This is a genomic window from Pseudoalteromonas sp. P1-11 (assembly GCF_001399995.1).
GTDB lineage: Bacteria > Pseudomonadota > Gammaproteobacteria > Enterobacterales > Alteromonadaceae > Pseudoalteromonas > Pseudoalteromonas atlantica.
The window spans coordinates 392,318-414,908 of sequence record NZ_LJSP01000001.1; the positions used below are offsets into that span (position 1 = coordinate 392,318).

Annotated in this window: 26 protein-coding genes; 8 read left to right on the forward strand and 18 right to left on the reverse strand. The window is 41.9% G+C overall.

Translation table 11 applies throughout. From position 1 onward, the window contains the following. Window positions 1-11: 11 nt before the first annotated feature. The 7 genes from panC to sfsA form a co-directional block, all read right to left on the reverse strand. Complete coding sequence (gene panC, locus AN390_RS01765) at window positions 12-860, reverse strand: pantoate--beta-alanine ligase (RefSeq protein WP_004586087.1); 849 nt, start codon at window positions 858-860, stop codon at window positions 12-14. Beyond that, on the reverse strand, window positions 860-1,654 hold the full coding sequence (panB, locus tag AN390_RS01770; RefSeq protein WP_055252800.1) for a 3-methyl-2-oxobutanoate hydroxymethyltransferase: 795 nt from the start codon (window positions 1,652-1,654) through the stop codon (window positions 860-862). The genes panC and panB overlap by 1 nt, the downstream gene beginning before the upstream one ends. 30 nt (window positions 1,655-1,684) lie before the next feature. Then, the gene (gene folK / locus AN390_RS01775) at window positions 1,685-2,170 is read right to left on the reverse strand and encodes a 2-amino-4-hydroxy-6-hydroxymethyldihydropteridine diphosphokinase (protein ID WP_029773910.1); all 486 of its coding nucleotides are present in this window, start codon (window positions 2,168-2,170) and stop codon (window positions 1,685-1,687) included. Window positions 2,171-2,174: 4 nt separating this feature from the next. Then, window positions 2,175-3,506, reverse strand: coding sequence for a polynucleotide adenylyltransferase PcnB (gene pcnB / locus AN390_RS01780; RefSeq protein ID WP_055252801.1), 1,332 nt, complete (start codon window positions 3,504-3,506; stop codon window positions 2,175-2,177). Between the two features lie 234 nt (window positions 3,507-3,740). Continuing rightward, window positions 3,741-4,685 (reverse strand): tRNA glutamyl-Q(34) synthetase GluQRS, encoded by a 945-nt coding sequence (gene gluQRS, locus AN390_RS01785; protein WP_055252802.1) that lies wholly within the window; start codon window positions 4,683-4,685, stop codon window positions 3,741-3,743. Between the two features lie 16 nt (window positions 4,686-4,701). Continuing rightward, window positions 4,702-5,145, reverse strand: coding sequence for an RNA polymerase-binding protein DksA (gene dksA, locus AN390_RS01790; protein ID WP_004586092.1), 444 nt, complete (start codon window positions 5,143-5,145; stop codon window positions 4,702-4,704). Between the two features lie 226 nt (window positions 5,146-5,371). After that, the gene (gene sfsA / locus AN390_RS01795) at window positions 5,372-6,088 is read right to left on the reverse strand and encodes a DNA/RNA nuclease SfsA (protein ID WP_055252803.1); all 717 of its coding nucleotides are present in this window, start codon (window positions 6,086-6,088) and stop codon (window positions 5,372-5,374) included. A gap of 120 nt (window positions 6,089-6,208) precedes the next feature. On the opposite strand from sfsA, the gene pepB reads away from it, so the two are divergent. Both pepB and AN390_RS01805 read left to right on the forward strand, forming a co-directional pair. Then, window positions 6,209-7,504, forward strand: a complete 1,296-nt coding sequence (gene pepB, locus AN390_RS01800) for an aminopeptidase PepB (RefSeq protein ID WP_054982768.1) — start codon at window positions 6,209-6,211, stop codon at window positions 7,502-7,504. Between the two features lie 182 nt (window positions 7,505-7,686). After that, window positions 7,687-8,253 (forward strand): phosphoribosyltransferase, encoded by a 567-nt coding sequence (locus AN390_RS01805; protein WP_004586095.1) that lies wholly within the window; start codon window positions 7,687-7,689, stop codon window positions 8,251-8,253. A 144-nt stretch (window positions 8,254-8,397) separates the two neighbouring features. Here AN390_RS01805 and AN390_RS01810 read toward each other — a convergent pair whose 3' ends face one another. Further along, on the reverse strand, window positions 8,398-9,054 hold the full coding sequence (locus tag AN390_RS01810) for a Crp/Fnr family transcriptional regulator (protein WP_004586096.1): 657 nt from the start codon (window positions 9,052-9,054) through the stop codon (window positions 8,398-8,400). A gap of 486 nt (window positions 9,055-9,540) precedes the next feature. On the opposite strand from AN390_RS01810, the gene AN390_RS01815 reads away from it, so the two are divergent. Then, window positions 9,541-9,771 (forward strand): YgjV family protein, encoded by a 231-nt coding sequence (locus AN390_RS01815; RefSeq protein WP_004586097.1) that lies wholly within the window; start codon window positions 9,541-9,543, stop codon window positions 9,769-9,771. Window positions 9,772-9,821: 50 nt separating this feature from the next. Here AN390_RS01815 and AN390_RS01820 read toward each other — a convergent pair whose 3' ends face one another. The 6 genes from AN390_RS01820 to AN390_RS01845 form a co-directional block, all read right to left on the reverse strand. Beyond that, on the reverse strand, window positions 9,822-10,499 hold the full coding sequence (locus AN390_RS01820) for a FlgO family outer membrane protein (protein ID WP_004586098.1): 678 nt from the start codon (window positions 10,497-10,499) through the stop codon (window positions 9,822-9,824). Window positions 10,500-10,619: 120 nt separating this feature from the next. Then, window positions 10,620-12,275, reverse strand: a complete 1,656-nt coding sequence (locus tag AN390_RS01825; RefSeq protein WP_055252804.1) for an amidohydrolase — start codon at window positions 12,273-12,275, stop codon at window positions 10,620-10,622. A 131-nt stretch (window positions 12,276-12,406) separates the two neighbouring features. After that, window positions 12,407-12,643 (reverse strand): calcium-binding protein, encoded by a 237-nt coding sequence (locus AN390_RS01830; RefSeq protein WP_004586100.1) that lies wholly within the window; start codon window positions 12,641-12,643, stop codon window positions 12,407-12,409. 8 nt (window positions 12,644-12,651) lie between these two features. Then, window positions 12,652-12,888 (reverse strand): calcium dependent protein, encoded by a 237-nt coding sequence (locus AN390_RS01835; RefSeq protein ID WP_024033183.1) that lies wholly within the window; start codon window positions 12,886-12,888, stop codon window positions 12,652-12,654. 289 nt (window positions 12,889-13,177) lie between these two features. Beyond that, a complete protein-coding gene (locus tag AN390_RS01840; RefSeq protein WP_004586102.1) occupies window positions 13,178-13,405 on the reverse strand; it encodes a hypothetical protein in 228 nt (75 codons plus the stop codon). A 25-nt stretch (window positions 13,406-13,430) separates the two neighbouring features. Continuing rightward, the gene (locus AN390_RS01845; protein WP_004586103.1) at window positions 13,431-13,664 is read right to left on the reverse strand and encodes a calcium dependent protein; all 234 of its coding nucleotides are present in this window, start codon (window positions 13,662-13,664) and stop codon (window positions 13,431-13,433) included. 301 nt (window positions 13,665-13,965) lie between these two features. On the opposite strand from AN390_RS01845, the gene AN390_RS01850 reads away from it, so the two are divergent. From AN390_RS01850 to AN390_RS01865, 4 genes are read left to right on the forward strand one after another with little or no spacing between them, the layout of a single operon-like run. After that, window positions 13,966-15,417 carry a HAMP domain-containing sensor histidine kinase gene (locus AN390_RS01850; RefSeq protein ID WP_055252805.1) on the forward strand — a complete coding sequence of 484 codons (1,452 nt, stop codon included), beginning with the start codon at window positions 13,966-13,968 and terminating at the stop codon, window positions 15,415-15,417. 4 nt (window positions 15,418-15,421) lie between these two features. Beyond that, on the forward strand, window positions 15,422-15,940 hold the full coding sequence (locus AN390_RS01855; RefSeq protein ID WP_055252806.1) for a hypothetical protein: 519 nt from the start codon (window positions 15,422-15,424) through the stop codon (window positions 15,938-15,940). Between the two features lie 2 nt (window positions 15,941-15,942). Continuing rightward, entirely contained in the window at window positions 15,943-17,292 is a 1,350-nt protein-coding gene (locus tag AN390_RS01860) for a sigma 54-interacting transcriptional regulator (protein ID WP_055252807.1), read from the forward strand. Between the two features lie 20 nt (window positions 17,293-17,312). After that, window positions 17,313-17,813: a DUF1543 domain-containing protein gene (locus tag AN390_RS01865; RefSeq protein WP_055252808.1), complete on the forward strand. Its 501-nt coding sequence runs from the start codon at window positions 17,313-17,315 to the stop codon at window positions 17,811-17,813. 8 nt (window positions 17,814-17,821) lie between these two features. Here AN390_RS01865 and AN390_RS01870 read toward each other — a convergent pair whose 3' ends face one another. After that, window positions 17,822-18,049, reverse strand: coding sequence for a hypothetical protein (locus AN390_RS01870; RefSeq protein WP_004586108.1), 228 nt, complete (start codon window positions 18,047-18,049; stop codon window positions 17,822-17,824). 125 nt (window positions 18,050-18,174) lie between these two features. Here AN390_RS01870 and AN390_RS01875 point away from each other — a divergent pair, with 125 nt between their 5' ends. After that, window positions 18,175-19,425, forward strand: a complete 1,251-nt coding sequence (locus AN390_RS01875; protein WP_055252809.1) for a multifunctional CCA addition/repair protein — start codon at window positions 18,175-18,177, stop codon at window positions 19,423-19,425. Window positions 19,426-19,433: 8 nt separating this feature from the next. On the opposite strand, the gene AN390_RS19765 is transcribed toward AN390_RS01875, so the two are convergent. The 3 genes from AN390_RS19765 to pdsR form a co-directional block, all read right to left on the reverse strand. Beyond that, window positions 19,434-19,598, reverse strand: coding sequence for a hypothetical protein (locus tag AN390_RS19765; protein WP_024033174.1), 165 nt, complete (start codon window positions 19,596-19,598; stop codon window positions 19,434-19,436). A 141-nt stretch (window positions 19,599-19,739) separates the two neighbouring features. Beyond that, complete coding sequence (gene pdsS, locus AN390_RS01880) at window positions 19,740-21,875, reverse strand: proteobacterial dedicated sortase system histidine kinase (protein ID WP_055252810.1); 2,136 nt, start codon at window positions 21,873-21,875, stop codon at window positions 19,740-19,742. Continuing rightward, entirely contained in the window at window positions 21,875-22,564 is a 690-nt protein-coding gene (gene pdsR, locus AN390_RS01885; protein ID WP_004586111.1) for a proteobacterial dedicated sortase system response regulator, read from the reverse strand. Before pdsR ends, pdsS begins: the two co-directional genes overlap by 1 nt. Between the last annotated feature and the right edge of the window lie 27 nt (window positions 22,565-22,591).

Here is a 22,591-nt window from a genome sequence, read left to right on the forward strand (position 1 = left end):
CTGCGCTTTTGTTAAATCTCAACTTGTAAGTTGTCGATTAATCTAACATTGCCTAAAAAGGCGGCAGCTAAAATAACAAGTTGTGTATCATCAAGTGTAGCAGCTTTTAATGTATCTCGTTGAGCTATCTCAAAATAATCAGGCTTTAAGCCGGCTTGCTCTAAACTAAGCTGTGCGCTTTGCTCAAGTGCTTTATAATCGGTATTGCCTGCTTTGAGCTGCTCAGCGCAACTGTTTAGTGTTTTAAATAATGCGGTAGCCGTGGCTTTTTGCTCTGCAGATAAATAGCCATTTCGCGAGCTCATAGCTAAGCCTGAAACTTCACGCATGGTCGGTACACCAACAATTTCAACCGGAATTGATAAATCGCGTACCATGGTTTTAATCACTTGCAGCTGCTGAAAGTCTTTTTCGCCAAAGCATGCATAATCTGGTTGTACTAAATTAAATAACTTAGTCACTACCGTGGCTACGCCTCTAAAGTGTCCTGGGCGCGTGCCGCCACAATACCCCATAGATACGCCAGGTACATCTACAAAGCTTTGCTCACCAAGCCCATTTGGGTAAATGGTGTCTACGCTTGGGGTAAACACAATATCGGTGTTTAAGTCGGCTAAGCCTTGTTTGTCTTCGTTTAATGTACGCGGGTAGCTATCTAAATCTTCGTTGGCACCAAATTGCATTGGGTTGACAAAAATACTCACAACCACTTTATCGGCCATTGTTTTTGCTTTTTCAACCAATGAAAAGTGGCCGCGGTGTAAGTTGCCCATGGTTGGCACTAAAGCCACGCTTAAACCTGCTTGGCGCCAAGCTTTAATTTGACTACGTAATGATTTAATTTCAGTAATTGACTGCATTATTTAAACTCATGTTCGGCGCTTGGAAATGCGCCACTTTTAACGTCTGTACAATATTTTTTAACTGCATCTGGCATGTTGCCAGTTTCCAGTAAAAAGTTTTTAGAAAATTTAGGAATGTATCCTGCCGAAATACCGACTAAGTCGTGCATTACCAGTATTTGGCCATCCGTTACATTACCTGCGCCAATACCTATGGTAGGAATGGTGACGGCATCGGTAATGCGTTTAGCGAGCGCACTTGGGATACACTCAAGCACTAATAATTGAGCACCTGCGGCTTCTAGGGCTTTTGCATCATCAATCATTTTTTGCGCTTTGTCGTCTTCGCGGCCTTGAATTTTAAAGCCTCCAAATACGTGTACTGATTGCGGCGTTAATCCTAAATGGCCACAAACAGGAATCCCTTGCTGCGTTAAACTTTTAATGCTGTCGTAAAGCCATTCACCGCCCTCAAGTTTTACCATATTAGCGCCTGCACGCATTAACTCTGCTGCATTTTTACAGGTGTCGCTAACATTTGAATAGCTCATAAAGGGCATATCGGCTATTACAAAAAGCTCACGGCTGCCACCGCGTACACAGCGGGTATGATAGGCTATATCTTGATTGGTTACGCCTAGGGTATCGTCGCCACCTTGCAGCACCATGCCCAAAGAGTCGCCAACTAAAATAACGTCCACACCGTTATCATGAAATAACTTAGCAAAACTGGCATCGTAAGCGGTTAATGCGGTGATTTTGTTATTTTCTGCTTTCATTTTATTTAAAGTAGAAACGGTTATTTTAGACATAATATCCTCGCAGGCATAAGCCTTGGTTAATTACAGAGGTAATTGTTGTAAGTCGTTGAGCGGTAAGTCTTGCGCAATGGTTTTTAATGCAATGCCGCTTGGTAAAATCAGTTCTGGGGCAAGCTCAAGTAAAGGGTAAACTACAAACTCACGTTCGCACAGGCCATAATGTGGCACAGTTAAGCGCTGGGTATTAATCACTTGCTGACCAAACAGTAAGGTATCTATATCGAGCGTACGCGGCCCCCAACGTTCGGCTTTTCTTACCCGCCCATGTTCAAGCTCTATGGCTTGAGTTAAATCAAGTAATTGCTCAGGTTCAAGCGCGGTTTTAATACACGCTACGGCATTTACATAGTCGGGTTGATCTTGTGGGCCCATTGGTTTGCTTGCATAGTAATGCGATACACTTATAAATTCACAATGAGGCAGCTTTTTAAGCGCACAAACGGCGTTATCAAGCTGCTCTTTGGGTGAGTTTAGGTTGGCACCTAAACCCAAATATACACACTGCATGCAATTACTCAGCTGGCTTTTTAGTGGTGCGGCGGCGCGGACGTTTACGTGGTTTTGGTCCACCTTGGTGGCCTAGGTTTTTTACCATTTCTTTTTGGCCATTAATATCTAGGCTCAAGTATTGTGTCCACCACTGGGCAAGCTCACTATGTTGGTGCTCACCGGCATCCACTCGTAATAATAAAAAGTCATAAGCGGCTTTAAATCGTGGCTGCTGGGTAAGTCTGTAAGCGCGTTGGCCGGCACGTTTATCTAAACGTTGCTGTATATGCCAAATGTCGCGCGCGCCTAAGGTAAAGCGTTTAGGTACTGCAATATGCTGGGCATTTTCGCTCAGAACTTTATTCATGGCTTGAGCAAAGGCATCAAAGTAAGACAGCTGTTCTTGTTGTTTAATTTTAGTTGTGCGCTCAAGCAGCGGAAACCACATTAAAGCAGCAAATATAAACGCAGGCGTTACTTTTTTATCTGCATTTATGCGTTTATCGGTGTTTTGAAACATTTGCTGAATAAACGCCGCTTCTAAGCCGCCAGGGTTTTTATCTAAAATTTTATCAAGCACCGGAAATAACGACTTAAACAAGCCGTATTGGCGTAGCATTAAATAGTTAGCTTCGGCTTTACCGTTTAAAAACAGCTTTAGAACTTCTTCAAATAAACGCGCTGGCGGTATGTTATCAAGTAGGCTGGCAAGCGCAGTAATTGGCTTTTCGCTTTTTGGCGCTATGCTCATATCAAGCTTAGTTGCAAAGCGCACCGCACGTAGCATACGTACAGGGTCTTCGCGGTAGCGTGTTTCTGGGTCGCCAATTAACTCAATTTGTTTTGCTTGTATGGCCGCTAAGCCATTGGCGTAATCGTATATACAAAAATCGTTAATAGAGTAATACAGCGCGTTGATAGAAAAATCACGGCGCTCGGCGTCTTCTTCAATGCTACCAAACACGTTATCGCGCAGTAACTGCCCGTGCTCGCTTGATTGGCTAATTTGGTTTTTGTCTTCTTGCGCTTCGTGGTGCCCGCGCATGGTGGCTACTTCTATAATTTCGCGACCAAAAACAATATGTGCTAATCGAAAACGACGACCAATTAGGCGGCAATTTCTAAATAGTTTTTTAACTTGCTCTGGGGTGGCATTGGTAACAACGTCAAAGTCTTTTGGTTGTTGACCTAACAATATATCGCGAATACAACCACCTACAAGGTAAGCGTCGTAACCACCGTCTTTTAAACGGTAAAGTACTTTGATTGCATTTGGGCTAAATTGTTTACGTGAAATACCATGTTCGCCGCGTGTTACAACAACCGGTTCATCACTTGTTTGAGTGCTTTGCACATCGGCATTTGGGCCGATTATTTGCCTGCAAAATTGAAAAAGCTTGGAAATAATAATCTGTCTCCTACAGAAATGATGATTGGCTGGTCATCGCAATCAAAAAGCACATAAATTAGGTATTATAGTGCGGTGCTTTGTATTTATTGTAAATAGCCTCTATTTAGGCGGCTATCATATACCAGCGCGGTATAAAAATTAAGTTGATGGACTGAAATTAAGCCGTTTTTAAGTTTTTTATTTGCTTAAATGCGTAAATTTAGTGCTGTTTGGATGCTGACCTTGCGAAATTTGAATTTCGGGTATGTTTGGCACCGCTGTTAAGCTAAATTCGTTAATAGCCCACGTAATTAATTGCTCTACAGACAAATCATTCAATTGGCTATGTACAGGTAAGTTTAAAAATTCAAACGCATCAATAAGCGCAGGTTTTGGATTGTCTGTGCTAATAGCGGGCGCATAATTTTGTTTAGAGAGTTTAAAACCAGGCTCGGCCACCACAAGGGGTAAATGTGCGTATTGGGGGATGGGCGCATTAAGCTGTTTAAATAAACTGATTTGCCGTGCTGTAGGCTCGATTAAATCGGCGCCACGTACCACACGATTAATACCTTGCTCAATGTCATCAATAACCACCACTAGTTGGTAGGCAAATAATCCGTCACTGCGCTTTATTATGTAATCTTCATGGGCTAATGCACTATTTACAGTAATATCGCCTTGAATCAAATCGTTAAAATGGCATGTTGGGTGCTGTTGGCTAAGACGAAGTGCACCTTGCTCTGTTGATAAGTTAAGCGTTTTGCAGTGACCTTGGTAAATGCCACCCATGGCTTTTATTTGTTTGCGAGAACAGCGACAACCATATACACATTGTTGGTGGATCAGCTTATTTGTTACCTCTTGATAAAGAGGTAGGCGCTGAGTTTGATAAACAACGGATTCGTCCCAGTAAAGGCCGTAGGCTTGTAAGGTATTTAGAATATGGGTGTCGGCATTTTTAACCACGCGGGTGGTGTCTATATCTTCAATGCGCACTAACCATTTACCCTGATTTACTTTAGCATCAAGGTAGCTGCCCACAGCCGCCACAAGTGAGCCAAAATGAAGTGGCCCAGAAGGAGACGGTGCAAATCGACCGCGATAGTCACGCTTTGGCGTGGTAACGGCTGTAGGAGACATAGTTAACTAATTTTAATTAACCGCGCCCAGCTTGTTTTTCTTTAATTTCTGCAAGGGTTTTACAGTCTACGCATAAATCTGCAGTTGGACGCGCCTCTAAACGACGAATACCAATTTCGATTCCGCATGACTCACAAAAGCCAAAATCATCTTCTTTAATTAAGATAATTGTTTTTTCAATTTTTTTGATCAGTTTACGTTCGCGGTCGCGAGTACGAAGTTCTAAAGAGAACTCTTCTTCTTGCGCAGCGCGGTCAACTGGATCAGGAAAGTTGGCAGCTTCGTCTTGCATATGCGATTTCGTGCGGTCAACTTCATTACGTAAGTCGTTACGCCACGCTTCTAAAATCGCTTTAAAATGAGCACGTTGTGCTTCATTCATATACTCTTCGCCCGGCTTTTCTTGGTATGGTTCTAAACCGGCTTGAGCCAATAAACCATGTCTTTGTTGGTCTGGCATAACTCTCTCCTAAATCCTTAATTTAATGCCTCAGCATTAGCCGGCGGTATAAATAGCAGAATCTTATACCCTAGGCAAATTTATTTTTTAATTAATCGAATTAGCTTCAACCAGTGTGTTGACTAAAAAGGCTCATATTTTGATTTTGATGCTTTATTAATCGTTATTTCGGTATTTAAACTTGCCTAGTTATATGGGCATAAAGTTTAAAAGCAAGTTAAATTTTTTATTTAAAGGCCACTTTCTCACTAAGCGTTACTTCATTTGGTGAAATAGATGCCTTATAAGCGTACACCTCCACGCCTTTTTTAATCGCGTGGTTTAATAAGTCGCTGTATTTTTTATCTATGTGGCTTGCTGCACTCACCGTATTAATACCTTGGTGCAAAACAGCGAACAGTAATACTGCGCGGTGGCCTTGTTCGATCATTTCTATTAATTCGCGAATGTGTTTTTGCCCACGCACGGTTTGCGCATCCGGAAAGTAGCCTTGCCCACTTTGTGGTGCGGTTTCGCTTAACAAAGTGACTGACTTTACCTCTACATAGCAAGCGGGTTTATTGTCACTGGTGAGTAAAAAGTCGATACGACTGTTTTCGCTGCCGTATTTTACTTCACTTTGAAGCTGCTCATAGCCGTTAAGCTCTGTAATAACCTGGTTGTTGATAGCCTCTTCGACCACTTTATTTGCCACGGCGGTATTAACGCATATTAATTGCGAGAGGGAGTTTTGAGTGAGCTCTAACGACTGAGGGTATTTTCGTTTACTGTTATCGCTGGTTGAATAAAAAGCGCTAAAACCGGGCTCTGCGCAACCTGTCATTTTACCGGTGTTGGCGCAGTGGGCGGTAAATTCAGTTCCATCGTTAAGTTGGAGATCGGCTAAAAAGCGTTTATAGCGTTTTAATAATGTGGCGGGCTGTAAAGCTGGGGTGTATTTCATTTAAATTCCAATGCTAAACGCTGCAGATGCGTTGGTTTATGTTATTTATCTCAAGCTGTTGGGAACTTGTACTCACTATAGTAAACTCGGTGGCACATTTAAGTGTAAGGGTATTCTAACATGAGTGAAAAATTTGTTGTTCAACTAAGCGAGCAAGCAGCACCAAGCCATTGGGGCGAAAACGCGGCGTTGTCTTTTAACGAGCAAGGCGCAACGGTTCATTTATCTGAGCAAGAAACATTAAAAAATGTTCAAAAAGCGGCGCGAACAATTGCAAGCCAAGGTGTTAAACAGGTTGAGCTTGCGGGCGATACATGGTGCACAGAAAGCCAATGGGCTTTTTACCAAGGTTTTGTAACACCTAAATCATTACATGGTGTTGAATTTGTTGATAACGCACAATCAGATCTAAACGAGCTGGCGCATTTAAAAGCCTCAGCTACGTGGGCACGAGAAATGGTAAACGGCACAGCCGATGACATTTACCCTGAAAGCCTTGCTGAAAAAGCCGCCGAATTTATTCAATCGTTAGCGCCTGAACACGTAAGCTACCAAATTATTAAAGGCGATGCGTTATTAGAGCAACAGTGGATTGGTATTCATGCTGTGGGCCGTGGCTCTGAGCGTCCACCTGTTTTACTTGAGCTTGATTACAACCCAACAGGCGATGAAAACGCACCGGTAAGCGCAGCGCTTGTAGGTAAAGGTATTACGTTTGATTCTGGCGGTTACTCAATTAAATCTAGCGAAGGTATGCTAGGAATGAAGTGCGACATGGGTGGCGCGGCAACGGTAACAGCGGGTTTAGCACTGGCTATTAACCGCGGTATAGAAAAACGCATTAAGCTATTTTTATGCTGTGCAGAGAACTTAATTTCGGGCCACGCTTACAAACTAGGTGATATTTTAACCTACAAAAATGGCACAACCGTTGAAATTGTAAACACCGATGCTGAAGGGCGTTTAGTGCTTGCCGATGGCCTAATGGCTGCAGGCGAAACTGGCGCAGAGCTAATTATCGATGCGGCAACACTAACAGGTGCTGCACTCGTTGCTGTAGGGCAAGAGTACAACGCATTATTTGCCCTTGATAAAGAGCTGGTTCGCGAAGTAGAAGACTTTGCATCGCAAGAAATGGAAGCTGCATGGCCTCTTCCGCTTGAAAAATGGCACCAGCAAAACTGCCCATCTCCATATGCTGATACGGCAAATAGCCGTGCTCAAAAAGGTGGCGGTTACGGCGGCGCATCAAATGCAGCAGGCTTTTTATCTCGCTTTGTACCAAACGATGGTAAAGGTTGGGTACACATTGATTTAGCTGCAGCATTTAATATGGGTAGCACTAGCCAATGGGCTGCAGGTGCAACTACGCAAGGTATGCGCACAGTGGCACGTACATTGTTAGAAAAAGCTTAATAGTACGTAACTAGGCGTTTAATACATAAAATAGGCACCAATTGGTGCCTATTTTGCTATTTGCAGGCAAGCAATTTATTTTTATTTACGGTAAAATCCTTCGCCAATACCTGTTTGGGTGTTTAATTATTGGCTAAAGTGCCTACACTCAAATGTTATACTCACCACTGGGGTTCTAAACTATGTCAGATAAGTGCTACATCACAGCTCAACAGCTACTTGAAGATTCATTCCGCGTAGCGGCACAAGTTTATAAAGATGGCTTTCGTCCAGACTTTATAATTGGTATTTGGCGAGGTGGTGCACCTATTGGTATTGCTGTGCAAGAATACTACGATTACAAAGGCATTGAGACTGATCACATTGCGGTGCGTACGTCGTCTTATTACGGTATTGGCAAGCAATCTAAAGAAATAAAAGTACACGGCCTACACTACATTGTAGAAAACGCTAATGCAGGTGACTCACTGCTTATTGTTGATGATGTGTTTGATTCTGGCCGCAGTATATTTGCACTAAAAGAAAAGCTTTCTGAGCTTATGCGCTTAAACTTACCACGCGATATTCGTGTGGCATGTCCGTACTATAAGCCTAAAAACTCAAAAGTAGAGATGGTGCCAGATTACTTTATTCATGAGTCAGAAGAGTGGTTAGTGTTCCCACATGAGTTATCGGGTTTAACGCCAGATGAAATAATTGAAGGTAAATCTGATTTAGTAAATATCCAAGATATTTTATTAGATAAGTAATTGCCAAAGCGTTAAGTAGGAGTTTATTTGCGCGGGGGCGTGTTTGTGTACTCGTTTTAAATAAATTACTGCTATAGCGCAGTGCTAATAAATACCACAAAAACTAAAAAAGGCCATTACGGCCTTTTTTTGTGTCTGATTTTTTTACAGCTGCGCAAAACTGTCTACGTAATCACTTAAACTTTGTGTATCGACCGCTTTTAGCCCATGGGAGCTGCGCTGCACTAAGCCTTTTTCAACAAGCTCGGTAACTACGCGACGATAAGCTCGCTCAGTGGTTGCAAAGCGCTCTGCTTCGGCGTTAACGGTTGGGTATGCGCGCAGTAGCGTTGGGTTATTGTTCTCGGCTCGTAGTAAGCAGTCTTTAGCTATGTTGTAGCTTAAAGGCAGCAGTAACTTATCTAAATTAATTTTTTGGTTTTCTTGAAATTTAGCCGCAATGGTTTGCGCGGTGTATAAGCTCAGCTCTGGCTTTTCGAGTAGTAATGCTCGCCAGTGGCGAAGCTCTATTAAGTTATAGGTTACATCGCTAAAACAGGTGACCGTATAAATACATGGGTTATTGTTTAGTGCTTCTATTTCACCAATTAGGGTGTTGTTGCAATCTAATTGGCCTAATAATAGTCGGCGTCCGTTACCTACATCATAACTAAATGAAATAGTACCGCTGCGCACCAGCACAAGTTTACTAAGTGGTTGATCTTGGTGGATCAGCACTTCTTTTTTTGATTGTTGATAGCTACTCCCTGCAAAAGTGAGTAATTGTTCAACAAGGTAACTAGAAAAATGGTATTGAAACATCAATATGCTCTTCGGACAATTGTCCTATTTATTACACCTTAATGACGATATTATTAAGGCTCTAAGAATTTACGCTAACTTGCTACTGTATTTAGCCTTGCTAAGTACGTAATACCTTCATTTCCCGTGTAATGATTTAGGAAGCTATTGGCTACAACCAATATACTTTTTAAGGTTTTTTAAGCAAGTTAGTTTTTTTATTTTATACCAATCAACCTAATTAAGTGATCAATTCTAAGGCTAGGAAAACGTGTTGATAGCTAGGCAAAAAATCGCTATCTAGTCGTTCTCGGCAATTGCTCCTGTATTGCTCTACCTTCTGCATCCATGCAGTCGTAAATGAGCATTTTTTAACGCAGGTAGCGACACGTTTAGCCCCACAAAATGATTGAGTATTATTGCGAATTGGTATTAAACGTTGTAACACTGACAAGTGCCACACGTTAGCATTGGCGTAATGCTAACCTAAAGGGTAGGAGAGAACAATTGAGTTGGGAATATTTAGGTTATATTGCATCAGCTTTCTTGGTTGCATCGTTAACAATGACCGATGTAGTAAAACTGCGTTGGTATAATATGTTTGGTTGTATTGTATTTACTATTTACGGTGTGGCTATTGGTGCAGTGCCTGTTGCGTTTACTAATGGCTTATTAGCGCTGGTAAATATGTACCATATTATAAAGCTCTACCGACAGCCTAAAGTCAAAGAAGCGTGAAGCTAAAAATTCAAAAAAAGGGTTAACATTTAAGTTAACCCTTTTTTGTTTTAAAGCACCGCGTCTAAAACAATGCCATCAGTTCTACGGGTTGGATAAAGTGACTCAACAACAAAGCTTGGGATAAATCCTTTAGCCGATGAGACCACTACTTTAGACTTTGCCCCAATAATACGAGCGTTAACTATTACACCACGATTCGTGTAAGTTAGAGTGCCTGATAAAGTGTATTCAATATGTGGGTAACCTTTAATTTCTTTACCATTACGACTAAACGAGAAATCACCTAACGGGGTTACATGCACAGCGCCTGTGTGTTTGTAATCAACTACCGATAAGCCAAACTCCTGCATTTCAGTAATAAAGCTTTCAGCCAAGTGATTACCAAATATATTTGTGGTTTGTAAATTGTCATCTAAGTTCACAAACGAAGTAATTGCAACAGGCGTTCCACTGTTGATGTAGTTCATATTCTCAATCAGCTTCATTGCTAATTGTTCTGTATAGTTACTTAATAATTTACTGCTGTTAATAGGGCGGTAGTTATTTTCTGGGAACTGCCAGTTATTTACGCGTGGCTGATGAACGTCTGTGTAACGATTATGGCTATTGTGATGGCCAATATTATTATGCGAAGCGTGGCCATTATAAACTGGGTGAGTAGAGCATGCACTAAGTGATAAAGTAAAAAGAGCCGATAAAGTAAGCGATAGTTTTTTTGAAAACATGTTTTCTTCCTGAAACATAAGAGATTTTTTAAATTCCCTCACTTATCGACACTCTTTTTGATTACTTTAGTAAATATTCGTAATTACTTTGTTTATTTTTAAATTTGCCTGTTTTATAAGCTATTCTTTTTTATAGCGTAATTCTCCAGCTACCCAAGTCTGTAAAACCTGTGTTTTATAAATCTCATCGACAGGGGCTTTAAAGTAGTCTTTGTCTATTAAAATAAAGTCTGCCCATTTTCCGTTTTCTAAGCTGCCTATTTTAAACTCTTGGTGCGCTGCATACGCGCCGCCGAGGGTAAACGCTCTTAAGGCTTGTTCGCGGCTTAGCACTTCGCTTGCGCGCCAGCCGCTCTCAGGCAGCATATTATGATCCATACGGGTAATGGCTGAATACAAGCCATCAAAAGGGTTTGCCAGCTCTACTGGGTAGTCAGAGCCTGCTGCAATTACAGAGCCTTGCTTTAAAAATGTTTGCCATGCATATGCACCTTGTAATTGGTTATCGGTCAAGCGCTGCTGAGCCATATGCATATCTGAGGTGGCATGCACAGGCTGCATAGATGGAATGATTTTAAGTGCTTTAAAGCGCGGAATGTCATCAGGGGTGACTATTTGCGCGTGTTCAATACGGTTACGCAGTAACATACCGCCCGTTTGCTTAAACACGTTTTGATACGCATCAAGTACCACTTTATTTGCCTTATCACCAATTGCATGAGTGTTGGCGCTAAAGCCATTTTTAAAGCTTAAAGTAAATAATTCTTCAAGCTTGGCTTGGGTTTCTAGCATAAGGCCGTGGTGGTTTTTTCTATCTGCGTAGTCATCAATTAGCGCAGCCCCGCGCGAGCCTAATGCGCCATCGGCATATACTTTTACACTGCGGATAGACATAAACGATGCTGCATCTTGATAGCGCCCTGCCTTAAGCATGTGCTTTAAATCGGGGCTAGCAGCACTTAGCATGGCGACTATTCTTAGTGGCAAATTACCTTGCTCGCTGCGCTCTTTGTAAACTTCCCAGGTGGTTTTATCAATACCGGCATCGTGAGTAGAGGTAATGCCTAAGCTTAATAAGTGCGCGCCTGCGGCATCTAACGAGTCGCTTATAGCTTGTTTTGAAGGAGCGCTCATATGCTGGGTAATTAACGACTCGGCCTTATCAACAAAAATACCGGTTGGATTACCAAATTCATCTTTAATAATTTCGCCGCCGTCAGGGGCTTGAGTGGCTGCGGTAATACCGGCCAGCTCTAAGGCTTTGCTGTTAACCCAAATTGCATGGCTGTCAACGCGCGAAAGTACCACTGGACGGTCATTGACTACTTTGTCTAAGTCTTGGGCGGTAGGAAAGCGCGTGTCGCTCCACAGCTCTTGGTTCCAGCCTCGCCCTAGTATCCAGCCTTGTTTATTTTTCGCAAATTGTTCTAACTTTGTGGTTATTTCAGCGACCGATTTAGCGCCGCGTACATCAAGTTGCGATAAGTTATCGCCAAGGCCAATTACATGCCCGTGAGCGTCAATCAACCCTGGCAGTAACGTATTACCTTTGGCATCAATAAGTGTGGCATCAGGAAAAGTGTTTTTAAGCGTATCATCACCAGTTTTAACAACTTTACCGTTTTTAATCACTAAAGTAGAAAACGTTTGAATACCACCTTGGTACAAGGGAGTGTAACCATTAGCGTTGTAAATGACCTGCGTTTGCGCAATCGCAGTGCTGCTTACAAATAAGCCGGCAAGCAGTAGTGGGTTAAATAGTTTTTTGAGTTGCATAAGTTGGTTATTTTTTATTGTTAGTAAAATAACACTAGCAAACTCACTTTTAGAATACCAATATGTTGAGGTAGATAGCTTAAAAGCGTAAGGGCTGTTAAAAATTTAGCGCTTACGCTTATAAAAAAGAGTTACTTACTGGCGTATATGCCATATTCCGAAAGAGTAAGTCTGCCGTCTTTATCTTTATCATAACTTGAAAAACGCGACCAAAGGGCGGGGTCAATGGCAGTTTCTGAACGGGTTAAAAAGCCATCGTGGTTACGGTCAAACTTTTCAAATTTATCGGCAACTTCTGTACTTTGGCCAAGGCTTACATCGCTAAAAAGGCCCAGCGCAACAAGCGCTAAATAGCTTACAGTCTTCATACTTATACTCAGTAAAGGTTATTGGTTAAATAGTCTTTAAACTCAAGAAGCGAGATTTGTTTGTCTTGGTTTTTATCCCAGCGAGTAAAGGTGCTGAGTAGCTGAGGCTGTGGCTCTAATTCGTCTTCTGTTAAGAAGCCGCTTTTATTGGCATCAAGGTGATCAAAACGTTGTTTAACATCTAACGCAACAGCATTAAAGCTGATCATAGTAATAGCGATAACACTAAAAAAAACACACTTCATGGTTTTCCTTCCAACATACAGTGTTTGTAGATTAATAAAAAAAGCACTTGCCATAATTTAACTTCCCAACATTAAATCCGTTTACACATTCCCTCAGGGATTATGGCAAATGCTTTTGAAACCTACCTTACTAGGTAAAAGCTTAAGTAAAACTTAATTAACTTCAGCGGTGGATAATAAATCTAATTTAAGCAGTCAGCTTTAGCGCTAACTGCTTAAAATTTCTAGCCAGAGAAAAAGACTTAAACATCGTTACTATTGAGTTTGTTATTAAAGCGCTTAATCACAATTAAGGTTTAAAATTTTGAAACTCTTCTTTAGAAATTTTCTTGTCTTGGTTTTCGTCTAAATCGGCAAATTGCCTCATTACTTCTTTATCTTGTTTGGCTTCTGCAAGCGATACTGCTCCATCCATATCTTTGTCTAAATGAGCAAAGCGAATGTTGACAGAAGAGGCTAAAGCCGTGGCGCTAATGGCTAAAAACATTAATGCAAATGCTGCGATAAGTTGTTTCATAATCATGTTCCCTAATTAAATGAATTTACTGAATAAACTTTTTGAATTCACTTAGCGACAACTGGCCATCTTGGTTAGTGTCTATTTGTGAAAAGTTTTCGTGTAGTACGGCATCTTCACCCGCTTCTGATTCGCTAAGTGTGCCGTTACTGTCTTTATCTAGCTCATTAAATGTAGCTTGAACGTCCATAGCTATTGCATCTGTGCCCATAAACCCAAAAGCCAGCATGGGTAAAATTACTAAAAAGCGGTTGTTCATTTAATTTCCTTATTGATTAAAGTTGCACTCACTATTACAAAAATGGTGCCAATTTAAATAAATGCTTAAAATCAAAGGTTTATGTTGTTTGAGGGGCGCTAGTCGGAATTTTTTACTTAAATGTGTGTTATTTTTGCAACAGGCGGAACGTGCTATTAGTCGTTGATATAGTTATCAATAGCTTAGTGTGTTGCTAAATGGCAACAGGTGGATATATTGGGTTAAATATAGAAGTTGATTCAGCGAGAGTATAAGGTAAGTAACTAAAATAGGGCGCTTAAAATAATAAAAGGAAATGATAATGCCTGTAACGTTGGCTAAAAAGTATCGTGCAATGCTTAATTGGCGGCCTAACTTAATAGGTCAGTTTATAATTAGTATGCTGCTGTCGTTACTGCCGCTTAGTTTGGTGGTTATTGTTTTTTTAAATGCGTTAAACAAACAGCTCGCTGTTACCCAGCTTATTGTCAGTAATAATTACCAAGTTACTAAGTCGTTTAATTTTTTAAAGCAAGAGCTTAATAGCCTAGAGCGGGCAACGCGACAAAACTGGGTGTTAAAAAGCGAGTCGCTCGACACGTTAATAAACGAAAAGTGGCAATCCTCCTTACAAACAATCGACACGCTCAGCCAAGCCAGTGCCACACAGCAATACACTATGCAGTGGCGCCGCTTAGCAACAACATTGCGTAGCACTCATCAAGCTTTAATTGAAAATAACCAACAAGATGCTGCATTGTTTGTGCCTATTAGCGATTTAGTGGCTGAGCTTACGGTGTGGTTGCGCGATACGAATGCAGCACAAATTCAAAACAACCAAAGTGAATTAAGTACTTTACAAAGCTCGTTTATTAACTGGTTAGTGGCGCTTATTCCGCTTACTTTACTAGTGGGTGGGGGCTTTTTATGGCGCATAAGTAAGCGCTTAAAAGGGCTTACGTCGGTAATAGATAAACTAGGGCAAGGCCACTGGCAGCAAAAAATTGCAGTGCAAGGCTCAAGTGAGTTAGTGGAATTAGGCGAAAAACTACAATGGGTGCAAGAGCAGTTACATATGCTTGAACAACAAAAAGATACCTTTTTACGCCATGTAACCCACGAGCTTAAAACGCCGTTGGCTTCAATGGTCGAGGGCACCGATTTACTTAGCGATGAAATAGTCGGCCCCATTACAAAAGAGCAGCAAGCCGTACTTGAGCTTATTAGCCAATCTATGGTGCGTTTGCGCACTATGATTGACAGCCTACTTAGTTATAACGCTATCAGAACCAGTAAAGACAGCGTTAGCGAAGTCGAATTTGGCAATTTAATAAATAAAATAAACAGCCATTTTGAGCACCGTTTAAAGGCTAAGCAGCAACGCTTAAATTGGCACAACAGCATAACAAAACAGCCACTTGCATTACCCGCAGAGCTGATAGAAATGACCCTCATTCAGCTCATTTCTAATGCATTAAAATTTTCAAATACAGGGCAAAGTGTTGATGTAACCTTAGCACTTGAGCAAAAGCTATTAATAATGCAAGTGCGCGACGAAGGCTGTGGTATTAAAGAGCAAGAAAAAACCCAGATATTCAGCGCATTTTACCAAGGCAAGCATAATAAAGATGTTACGCTGCAAGGCAGTGGCTTAGGTTTAACCATAGTAAAAGAGTCGGTTGAGCAGTTACAAGGCCAGCTTAGTGTTGAGCATAACCAGCCCCAAGGCTGCTTATTTACAATAAAAATACCTTTAATTAATCAAGGAGTTTAATAGCATGCGTACGCGTTTAATAGCTATTTTATGTGTGCTCAGTAGTACGGTTGTTTTAGCTGGGTGTGAAACAAATAACACACAAACAGCAGTGTCGCAGGAGGTTAAGCCTGCAAAAAATGCGGTGCCAAATCCTAAAAAGCGCCCTAAAAGTGACCCCGTTTACCCCAGCGCAGAACGTGTTGTTGCATGGCATGCTAATCAATGTGGCGGTTTTAAAGTAAAACCAAGCCTACATACTTATTTAGGTGAAAAAGAGCTAAAACGTTTTTTTAAATTCATGTGTGTTAACACCTCAAGTGCACCAGAGGAGGTAATGACACGATTACAAAAACTCGATTTAGCCTACTTTTGGCCTGAGCCAATAAAACAATATTTATGGCTTCAAAAGCAGCATGTTACTCGGCAAATAAATGCTCTAAAAGAGCAGCAGGCGTTAAATGACAAAATGCAGCAAACGTTATCGTCTTTAGCCACCATAGAGCAGCAGCTGTTACTACGCGAAGACACTAAGGAGCAGTAATTATGGCAACACACACACCACAAGGTGCAAAAGTATTACTCGTTGATGACGATGCAAGTTTACTTAAATTACTCGCGCTAAGAATCGAGTCTAAAGGGTATGACGTAACAACCTGTGAAAGCGGCATACTTGCATTACAAATTCTTAAAAACCAAGTGTTTGATGCAGTTATAACAGATCTGCGTATGGACGAAATGGACGGCATGGCCTTACATCGCCAATTACAAAGCCGTTACCCAGCGCTGCCGGTTATAATGATGACAGCGCATGGCTCTATACCCGATGCGGTGGAGGCGACAAAACAAGGTATTTTTGCGTTTATTACAAAACCGGTTGATAAAGACGAGCTGTTTGACAGCCTAGCCAAAGCCATTGAAATACATGGCGTAAACGCGGAAGAATCGCCCCAAAAAAGTAATATAGTAACGCGCAGTGGCGCTATGTTGCACCTCCTTGAGCAAGTAAAGTTACTGGGGCCAACCCAAGTAAATGTACTTATTTCAGGCGCCAGCGGCACAGGTAAGGAGCTGCTGGCTCAGGCGATTCATCAACACAGTCATGTAAGTGAAGGGCCTTTTGTGGCTATTAATTGTGGCGCAGTGCCTGGGGAGCTTTTAGAGTCAGAATTATTTGGCCATAAAAAAGGCGCATTTACAGGGGCGGTGAAAGATCACCAAGGTTTGTTTCAGCAAGCTCAAGGCGGCACCTTATTTTTAGATGAAATTGGCGATATGCCGCTTAATTTACAAGTTAAGTTACTGCGTGTACTGCAAGAAAAAACCATACGCCCGGTGGGCTTTCAAGAAGAGATTCCTATTGATGTGCGCATTGTATCGGCCACTCACAAAAATTTACCCGATGCGATTAGTAATCAACAATTTAGGGAAGATTTATACTACCGGCTAAATGTTGTTAATTTAAAATTACCGCCGCTGTGTGAGCGCCGAGAAGACATAAGCCTGCTCGCCCAGCACTTTAGCGCAAGTATTGCTAAACGTATGAACCAAAAAGAAAAGCGCTTTGCAAACGATGCCATGCATGCACTAGTACGTTACGACTGGCCTGGGAATATTCGCCAGCTACAAAATGTTGTAGAGCAAGTGGTCGCATTGAGCGCCAGCGAGGTAATTTCTGCGCACTTAGTGTTAAACGCACTTAACTCAAACCAAGCCAGTGCAGAGCCGCTTTCTCTAAATGATGCCAAAAAAGAGTTTGAGCGCGATTATGTAATAAACACCCTAAAAATGGCCGGCGGTAACGTAGCCGAAGGCGCAAAGCTTGCCAAACGTAATCGTTCGGATTTTTATAAGTTAATAAAAAAACACAATATTGATGTCGATAATTTAGTGTAATTTAAGAGTAAGGTTATTAAATGCAGTTATTTATGGTGTATCTAGGCGGGCGAATTCAAGGCTGCCACATAGAAATGCACGATATTCGCTTTGTTGTAGGGCAAAGCATTGAGCAAACCTACTCAAAGCTAAAAAGCCAATGGGTGGGCGATAAAAACAATGTGCATATGGACAGCTACATGGCAATTAACCATATCGACGGTTATAAAGTAGAAGTCGTTGATACCTACGTTGAGCAAAATAAGCAGCTGTATTTTGTTAATTTAGGCGCTTACAGAAGCGACTCTATGGCTGAGCAACACGACTTTGCATTGTATGTTGCCAGTAGCGCAGCAGAGGCCAAGCAGCGCGCTAAAAGCGATTTGCTTGCAGGCCTTAGGCATATTCATAAAGATGATTTACATGATGTAGATGACTGCTTTGCTATAGACCTGCTCGACAGCCAACTAAATATTAAGCTTACACCAAGTGGGCATGCTCAACCAATAAAACCAGATTGGTTTGGGTATTATATTCTTTAACAGTAAAATTAAGAGTCTTGCTCGCTTTGCTCATTGGCTTCGCTTTTAGCTGCCATTTTAAATGCCACAATAACTAGGCCAAACATCGCAAAGGGCAGCGCTGCCAACATGTATTCAACCATGTTGCTATCTTGAAAGTTAGCCTGTAGTAAAAAGTGACCCGCCACGCACATTACAATAACCACAAGTAATATAGGCAGTAGCATAAGTTCTTTTTTTGATGAATGATTTTTCATTGAGTGTAAGGCTATGGCTTAAAATAAAGCGCTATTGTAATGAGCTTATTTAAGCTTGGCAAACTATGGTGATTTTAATGGTATGATCGACATCAAATAACCACCCAGTGTGATTAGGATAAACAGTGAAACACAACCTTAAGCAAGTTTACCTTGTTGGTGGCGCGGTACGCGACCAGCTACTTAATATAGCATCAAAAGATAACGACTATGTTGTTATAGGCGAAACACCCCAAACTATGGAGTCGCTTGGTTTTGTGCCTATAGGAAGTGATTTTCCGGTTTATTTACACCCAAAAACAAAAGAAGAATACGCCTTGGGTCGCACCGAGCGAAAAAGCGGTAAAGGCTATACCGGCTTTGTGGTAGATGCCAGCCCTAATGTCACCCTTGAAGAAGATTTAGCACGGCGCGATTTAACCATCAACTCAATGGCACTTGATGAAAGCGGCACCGTTATTGACCCTTTTAATGGCCAAAGCGATTTACACAATAAAATACTGCGCCACACCACAGAAGCCTTTGTAGAGGACCCAGTAAGGGTATTACGCATAGCGCGTTTTTTAGCACGCTACGGAAGTGAATGGCGTATTCACCCAAGTACTTATGCATTAATGCGCGAGCTTAAAAACAAAGGTGAGCTTAATCATTTAGTGCCCGAGCGCGTATGGCTCGAAACCGAAAAAGCACTGGGTGAAAAACACCCTGAACTGTATTTTCAAGCATTACATGGCTTAGGTATTTTCCCTGAAATAGAGAGTATGCAAGGGGTGCCGCAACCTGCAAACCACCACCCAGAAGGTGATGTATTTGTTCATACTATGTTGGTACTTAGGCGCGCTGCCGATTTAAATTTTAATTTAGAAACACGGTTTGCGGCACTCACTCATGATTTTGGTAAGGCCCTGAGCTTTAAAAAACACGGTAATTTACGCGGTCATGAACGCGAAGGGGTAGCCGTAATAGAAAAGTTTTGTAAGCGTTTAAAAGTGCCTAATCGTTTTCGTGATATTGGCGTACTCACCAGTGATAATCACACCTTATGTCATACGCTTGAGCAATTAAGGCCACAAACGATTCATAAATTAATCGTCGCTAATTTAAATGCATTAGTGCACCCTGAGCGATTTATTGCGTTTACCCAAGCATGCCAATGTGATGCGCAAGGGCGCGGAGAAACGCTCGTAAATAAGCCCTATCCGCAAGGGGCTAAGCTGCGTGCAATTTTTAATGAATTACAAAAAATGGATAAAAAGCAGGTAGTGCAAACTGCACTTAAAAATGGCAAAAAAGGCCCAGAAATAGGCGAAGAGGTAAAACTGGCAGAAATAAACTGCATTAAAGCGTTTTTACAAAACGAGCAAGCAACGCAATAGGCAATACCCTAGCTGAGGTATTCAGACACGCCTTCGTTTTTAACTTGTTCTGGCTGTCGTAAGTTTTTATATGTAGAGGTGGCAGGCTCTGAAGGCAAGCTAGGTGCTTGCTCTTGGGGCCTGTATAGATCAAAAATAAATTCGATCTCTTCACGCTCAAGTGGGTTGTTCATGATCTATTCTCCTTAATTAGCGTTCAGGGTATGGCCGTTTGACTGAATTAAAAGTGAATAGTTACATTTTAAGTTGTAGTAAATTGTAATCGATGTGCAAAAAATAAGGGCGGTTCAGCAAGGCGCCACTTTATGCACAGCCTAGCTTTGTAAAGGCAGGGTTACTTTAAACACCACGCCATTACCGCACTCGTTGTTTTGCGCAGTGACACTGCCTTTATGGTAATCACACACCAGCCTTACAATATAAAGCCCCAAGCCTAAGTGCGGTTGTTGCTGCATTTGCTGGCTACGCACCGACACCATAGAATCAAAAATATGCTCAGTTAGCCCTTCAGGCAGGGCGGGGCCTGTATTACTCACTGTTAATATTGCTTTATTTTCGCTCTGCTTAAGACCTACATTAATAGCTGTATTTGCTTCACTAAATTCCAGCGCATTATTAATAAGCTTATCAAGTAGCTGAGCTATAAATTCGGGAGCACCTTGCATAGGTAAAGGGCTTTGGCATACATCAAGCTCAAATAACTGCTCAGGGTAAGTGAGCTGGTAGCCTTGCATACAGCCATTAATTACTTTTTGTAAATCAAACGGCTCGCTCTCGTTGCTTTGAATGCTTTGTTCAAGGCGCGTGGCTTCGCTCATGGTGGTTATTATTTTACCTAATCGCTCAACCCCTTCACTAGCTCGCTCTAGGTATTTTTGGCTAAGCTCATTTTGCTCTAAACTTTGTAGGTTTTCTAAAGAAGAGCGAACCACAGCCACCGGTGTACGTAGCTCATGAGATAACCGCGATGACATATTTTCTAAATAATTCGTGTACCCGCCTAAGCGGCCAACTATATTGGCAAAACTTCGTGAAAGGTCGCCTATTTCATCGTTTGAGTCGCTGTAATTAATACTGCCGGTAATGCGCCCTTGAGCATCAATAGCTTGCTCTGCGGTGTCGCGCAGTCGCCTAATGCGGCTCGAAATACGCGAGGCAAAAAAGAACAACGTAACGGTGCCAATTAGCATCACCGCTAAAATAACGTTAAAAAGCTTTTCGAGCGATTTATTACGCAGGGTGCGTACACCGTTAGTGGTTTCCTCGGCGATTACTGCGCCAATCACTTTATCTTCTATCCAAATAGGGTAAGCCGCCGATAAAATAACGGCTTTACTGTCGGGGGTTAACCGCCAAGACGACGCTGGTTGCCCCTTCAGTGCCTTAGCTAAATGCGTGCCTTGCATTGAGGCAACATCGTGCAGGGTATCTAAAAATTCGTTTTCGGGGCGAGTTAAAATTTTATAATAAAGCGGGTGCAAATACGTTTGCTCAAAGCGTTGCCAGGCATTTTTAGGCGGCTGGTTTTTAAGGCCGTCGGCCCATACGCCATCGGCATTTTGAATTGTGCCCGACTGCGCTAATACGCGATGATGATTATCAACCACCCAAATACGGCTACCACTGTGACCCATACCTTTTAAAATTCGGTTAATTTCTGGTGAGGGCACCAATACCGAGCCTAAATCGCTTGGGTTATTTAAATTAGAGGTCGACATTGTTTTAAAATCGAGCGGCGCTTTTTTTGTGTCAATATCGACCACGGCAAAGCCTAGCTTGTTACCAAGCATATTTATAGGAAAGCGCAGCTCTACGTTATATCCCGATTCAGTGCGTATAAAATAGCCCTGAATTTTTGTAAACGGTGTTTTGGTATTAGCATCAAACGCATTTACCCAGCCATCTTGGCGTGGGGCAATAATGTACGTATTAAAATCTCCGTCTGGGCTTTTTAGGCCAATTATTAAATGGTCGTTATTAGTAATGCTTAAACTATTTTTAGCACGATATACAAGGTGAGCGTCAGTTACTTTAAACACGGCATATAAATAGTTATCAAACTTGCCAACCATATGATCAAACGATAAATCCTCAGCTTTATGCTCCTTGTCTGCTTTTTGTAAATAGCGTTTATCGTAATGCCAAAAGAGTGGTTGATAGCTTTGCCAGTCGCTCAGTTTGCCATCGAGTTGAATGGCGTTTTTAACATTGTACGCATATAAGTCGCGCCCTTTTACTACCTGGTCTAAAAAGTTGGTTTGCTCATCAAAAAGGGCTGGGCGTTCATGCAGGGCGGTGGCGAGCGCCCGTGTGGTGCCTACGAGGGTTTTTTCTTGGCCTTGGCGTAAAAATTTTTCCATTTCCCACACGTACTCGTAGCCAAGCCAAGGCAGTAAAAACAAAAAACACGACAGTAATATAAATTTACTGCGCAGGCCAAATCGTAACATTAGCGTTGTTCCCACCTGTAGCCCATGCCGTACACCGTATCTATGCAGTCAAAGTTGTTATCAAGGGCGATAAACTTTTTACGAATGCGTTTTACATGCGAGGTGATAGTGCTGTCGTCTACGTAAATTTTTGCATCGCTCATTAAATCGTTACGGCTTTTTACATGGCCTGGGCGCTGCGCAAGTGAGTGCAACATCCAAAATTCGGTCACGGTTAAATCAACCAATTGCTGCTGCCAAAATACTTGCATGCGCTGGGTGTCGAGCGTTAACTGGCCGCGTGTAATTAATGCATTGGCATCGGCGGGTTGCTCAAGCGCTTCCATGCGTCTAAATAGCGCGCCTATTCTGGCAGCCAAGTGGGCTAAGCTAATATCTTTTGTTAGGTAGTCATCGGCGCCCATACGCAGGCCACATACGGTATCTATTTCACTATCGCGGGCGGTTAAAAAAATAATAGGCAGTGTTTTAGAAAGCGTACGCAAGGTTTGGCAAAGTAAAAAACCGCCGTCTATTTCGTGGCCTAAACCAATATCAACAATGGCTAAATCGGGTAAGGCGTCTTTAAATGCAATCTCTGCGCTGACGCGGTTAGCAAAACCACTTACCTGGTAACCTTGGGCGCTAAGCATTTCAATATAGTTTTCGCGGATGGCGGTTTCATCTTCAATGATGGCTATTTTTTTCATTCTACTCACCCTTATTTATTTTAAAAC

Coding starts and splice junctions, on each gene's coding strand:
- panC (WP_004586087.1), bottom strand. CDS start 860: ATGCAGTCAATTACTGAAATTAAATCATTACGTAGTCAAATTAAAGCT.
- panB (WP_055252800.1), bottom strand. CDS start 1,654: ATGTCTAAAATAACCGTTTCTACTTTAAATAAAATGAAAGCAGAAAAT.
- folK (WP_029773910.1), bottom strand. CDS start 2,170: ATGCAGTGTGTATATTTGGGTTTAGGTGCCAACCTAAACTCACCCAAA.
- gluQRS (WP_055252802.1), bottom strand. CDS start 4,685: ATGTCTCCTACAGCCGTTACCACGCCAAAGCGTGACTATCGCGGTCGA.
- dksA (WP_004586092.1), bottom strand. CDS start 5,145: ATGCCAGACCAACAAAGACATGGTTTATTGGCTCAAGCCGGTTTAGAA.
- sfsA (WP_055252803.1), bottom strand. CDS start 6,088: ATGAAATACACCCCAGCTTTACAGCCCGCCACATTATTAAAACGCTAT.
- pepB (WP_054982768.1), top strand. CDS start 6,209: ATGAGTGAAAAATTTGTTGTTCAACTAAGCGAGCAAGCAGCACCAAGC.
- AN390_RS01805 (WP_004586095.1), top strand. CDS start 7,687: ATGTCAGATAAGTGCTACATCACAGCTCAACAGCTACTTGAAGATTCA.
- AN390_RS01810 (WP_004586096.1), bottom strand. CDS start 9,054: ATGTTTCAATACCATTTTTCTAGTTACCTTGTTGAACAATTACTCACT.
- AN390_RS01820 (WP_004586098.1), bottom strand. CDS start 10,499: ATGTTTTCAAAAAAACTATCGCTTACTTTATCGGCTCTTTTTACTTTA.
- AN390_RS01825 (WP_055252804.1), bottom strand. CDS start 12,275: ATGCAACTCAAAAAACTATTTAACCCACTACTGCTTGCCGGCTTATTT.
- AN390_RS01830 (WP_004586100.1), bottom strand. CDS start 12,643: ATGAAGACTGTAAGCTATTTAGCGCTTGTTGCGCTGGGCCTTTTTAGC.
- AN390_RS01835 (WP_024033183.1), bottom strand. CDS start 12,888: ATGAAGTGTGTTTTTTTTAGTGTTATCGCTATTACTATGATCAGCTTT.
- AN390_RS01840 (WP_004586102.1), bottom strand. CDS start 13,405: ATGAAACAACTTATCGCAGCATTTGCATTAATGTTTTTAGCCATTAGC.
- AN390_RS01845 (WP_004586103.1), bottom strand. CDS start 13,664: ATGAACAACCGCTTTTTAGTAATTTTACCCATGCTGGCTTTTGGGTTT.
- AN390_RS01850 (WP_055252805.1), top strand. CDS start 13,966: ATGCCTGTAACGTTGGCTAAAAAGTATCGTGCAATGCTTAATTGGCGG.
- AN390_RS01855 (WP_055252806.1), top strand. CDS start 15,422: ATGCGTACGCGTTTAATAGCTATTTTATGTGTGCTCAGTAGTACGGTT.
- AN390_RS01860 (WP_055252807.1), top strand. CDS start 15,943: ATGGCAACACACACACCACAAGGTGCAAAAGTATTACTCGTTGATGAC.
- AN390_RS01865 (WP_055252808.1), top strand. CDS start 17,313: ATGCAGTTATTTATGGTGTATCTAGGCGGGCGAATTCAAGGCTGCCAC.
- AN390_RS01870 (WP_004586108.1), bottom strand. CDS start 18,049: ATGAAAAATCATTCATCAAAAAAAGAACTTATGCTACTGCCTATATTA.
- AN390_RS19765 (WP_024033174.1), bottom strand. CDS start 19,598: ATGAACAACCCACTTGAGCGTGAAGAGATCGAATTTATTTTTGATCTA.
- pdsS (WP_055252810.1), bottom strand. CDS start 21,875: ATGTTACGATTTGGCCTGCGCAGTAAATTTATATTACTGTCGTGTTTT.
- pdsR (WP_004586111.1), bottom strand. CDS start 22,564: ATGAAAAAAATAGCCATCATTGAAGATGAAACCGCCATCCGCGAAAAC.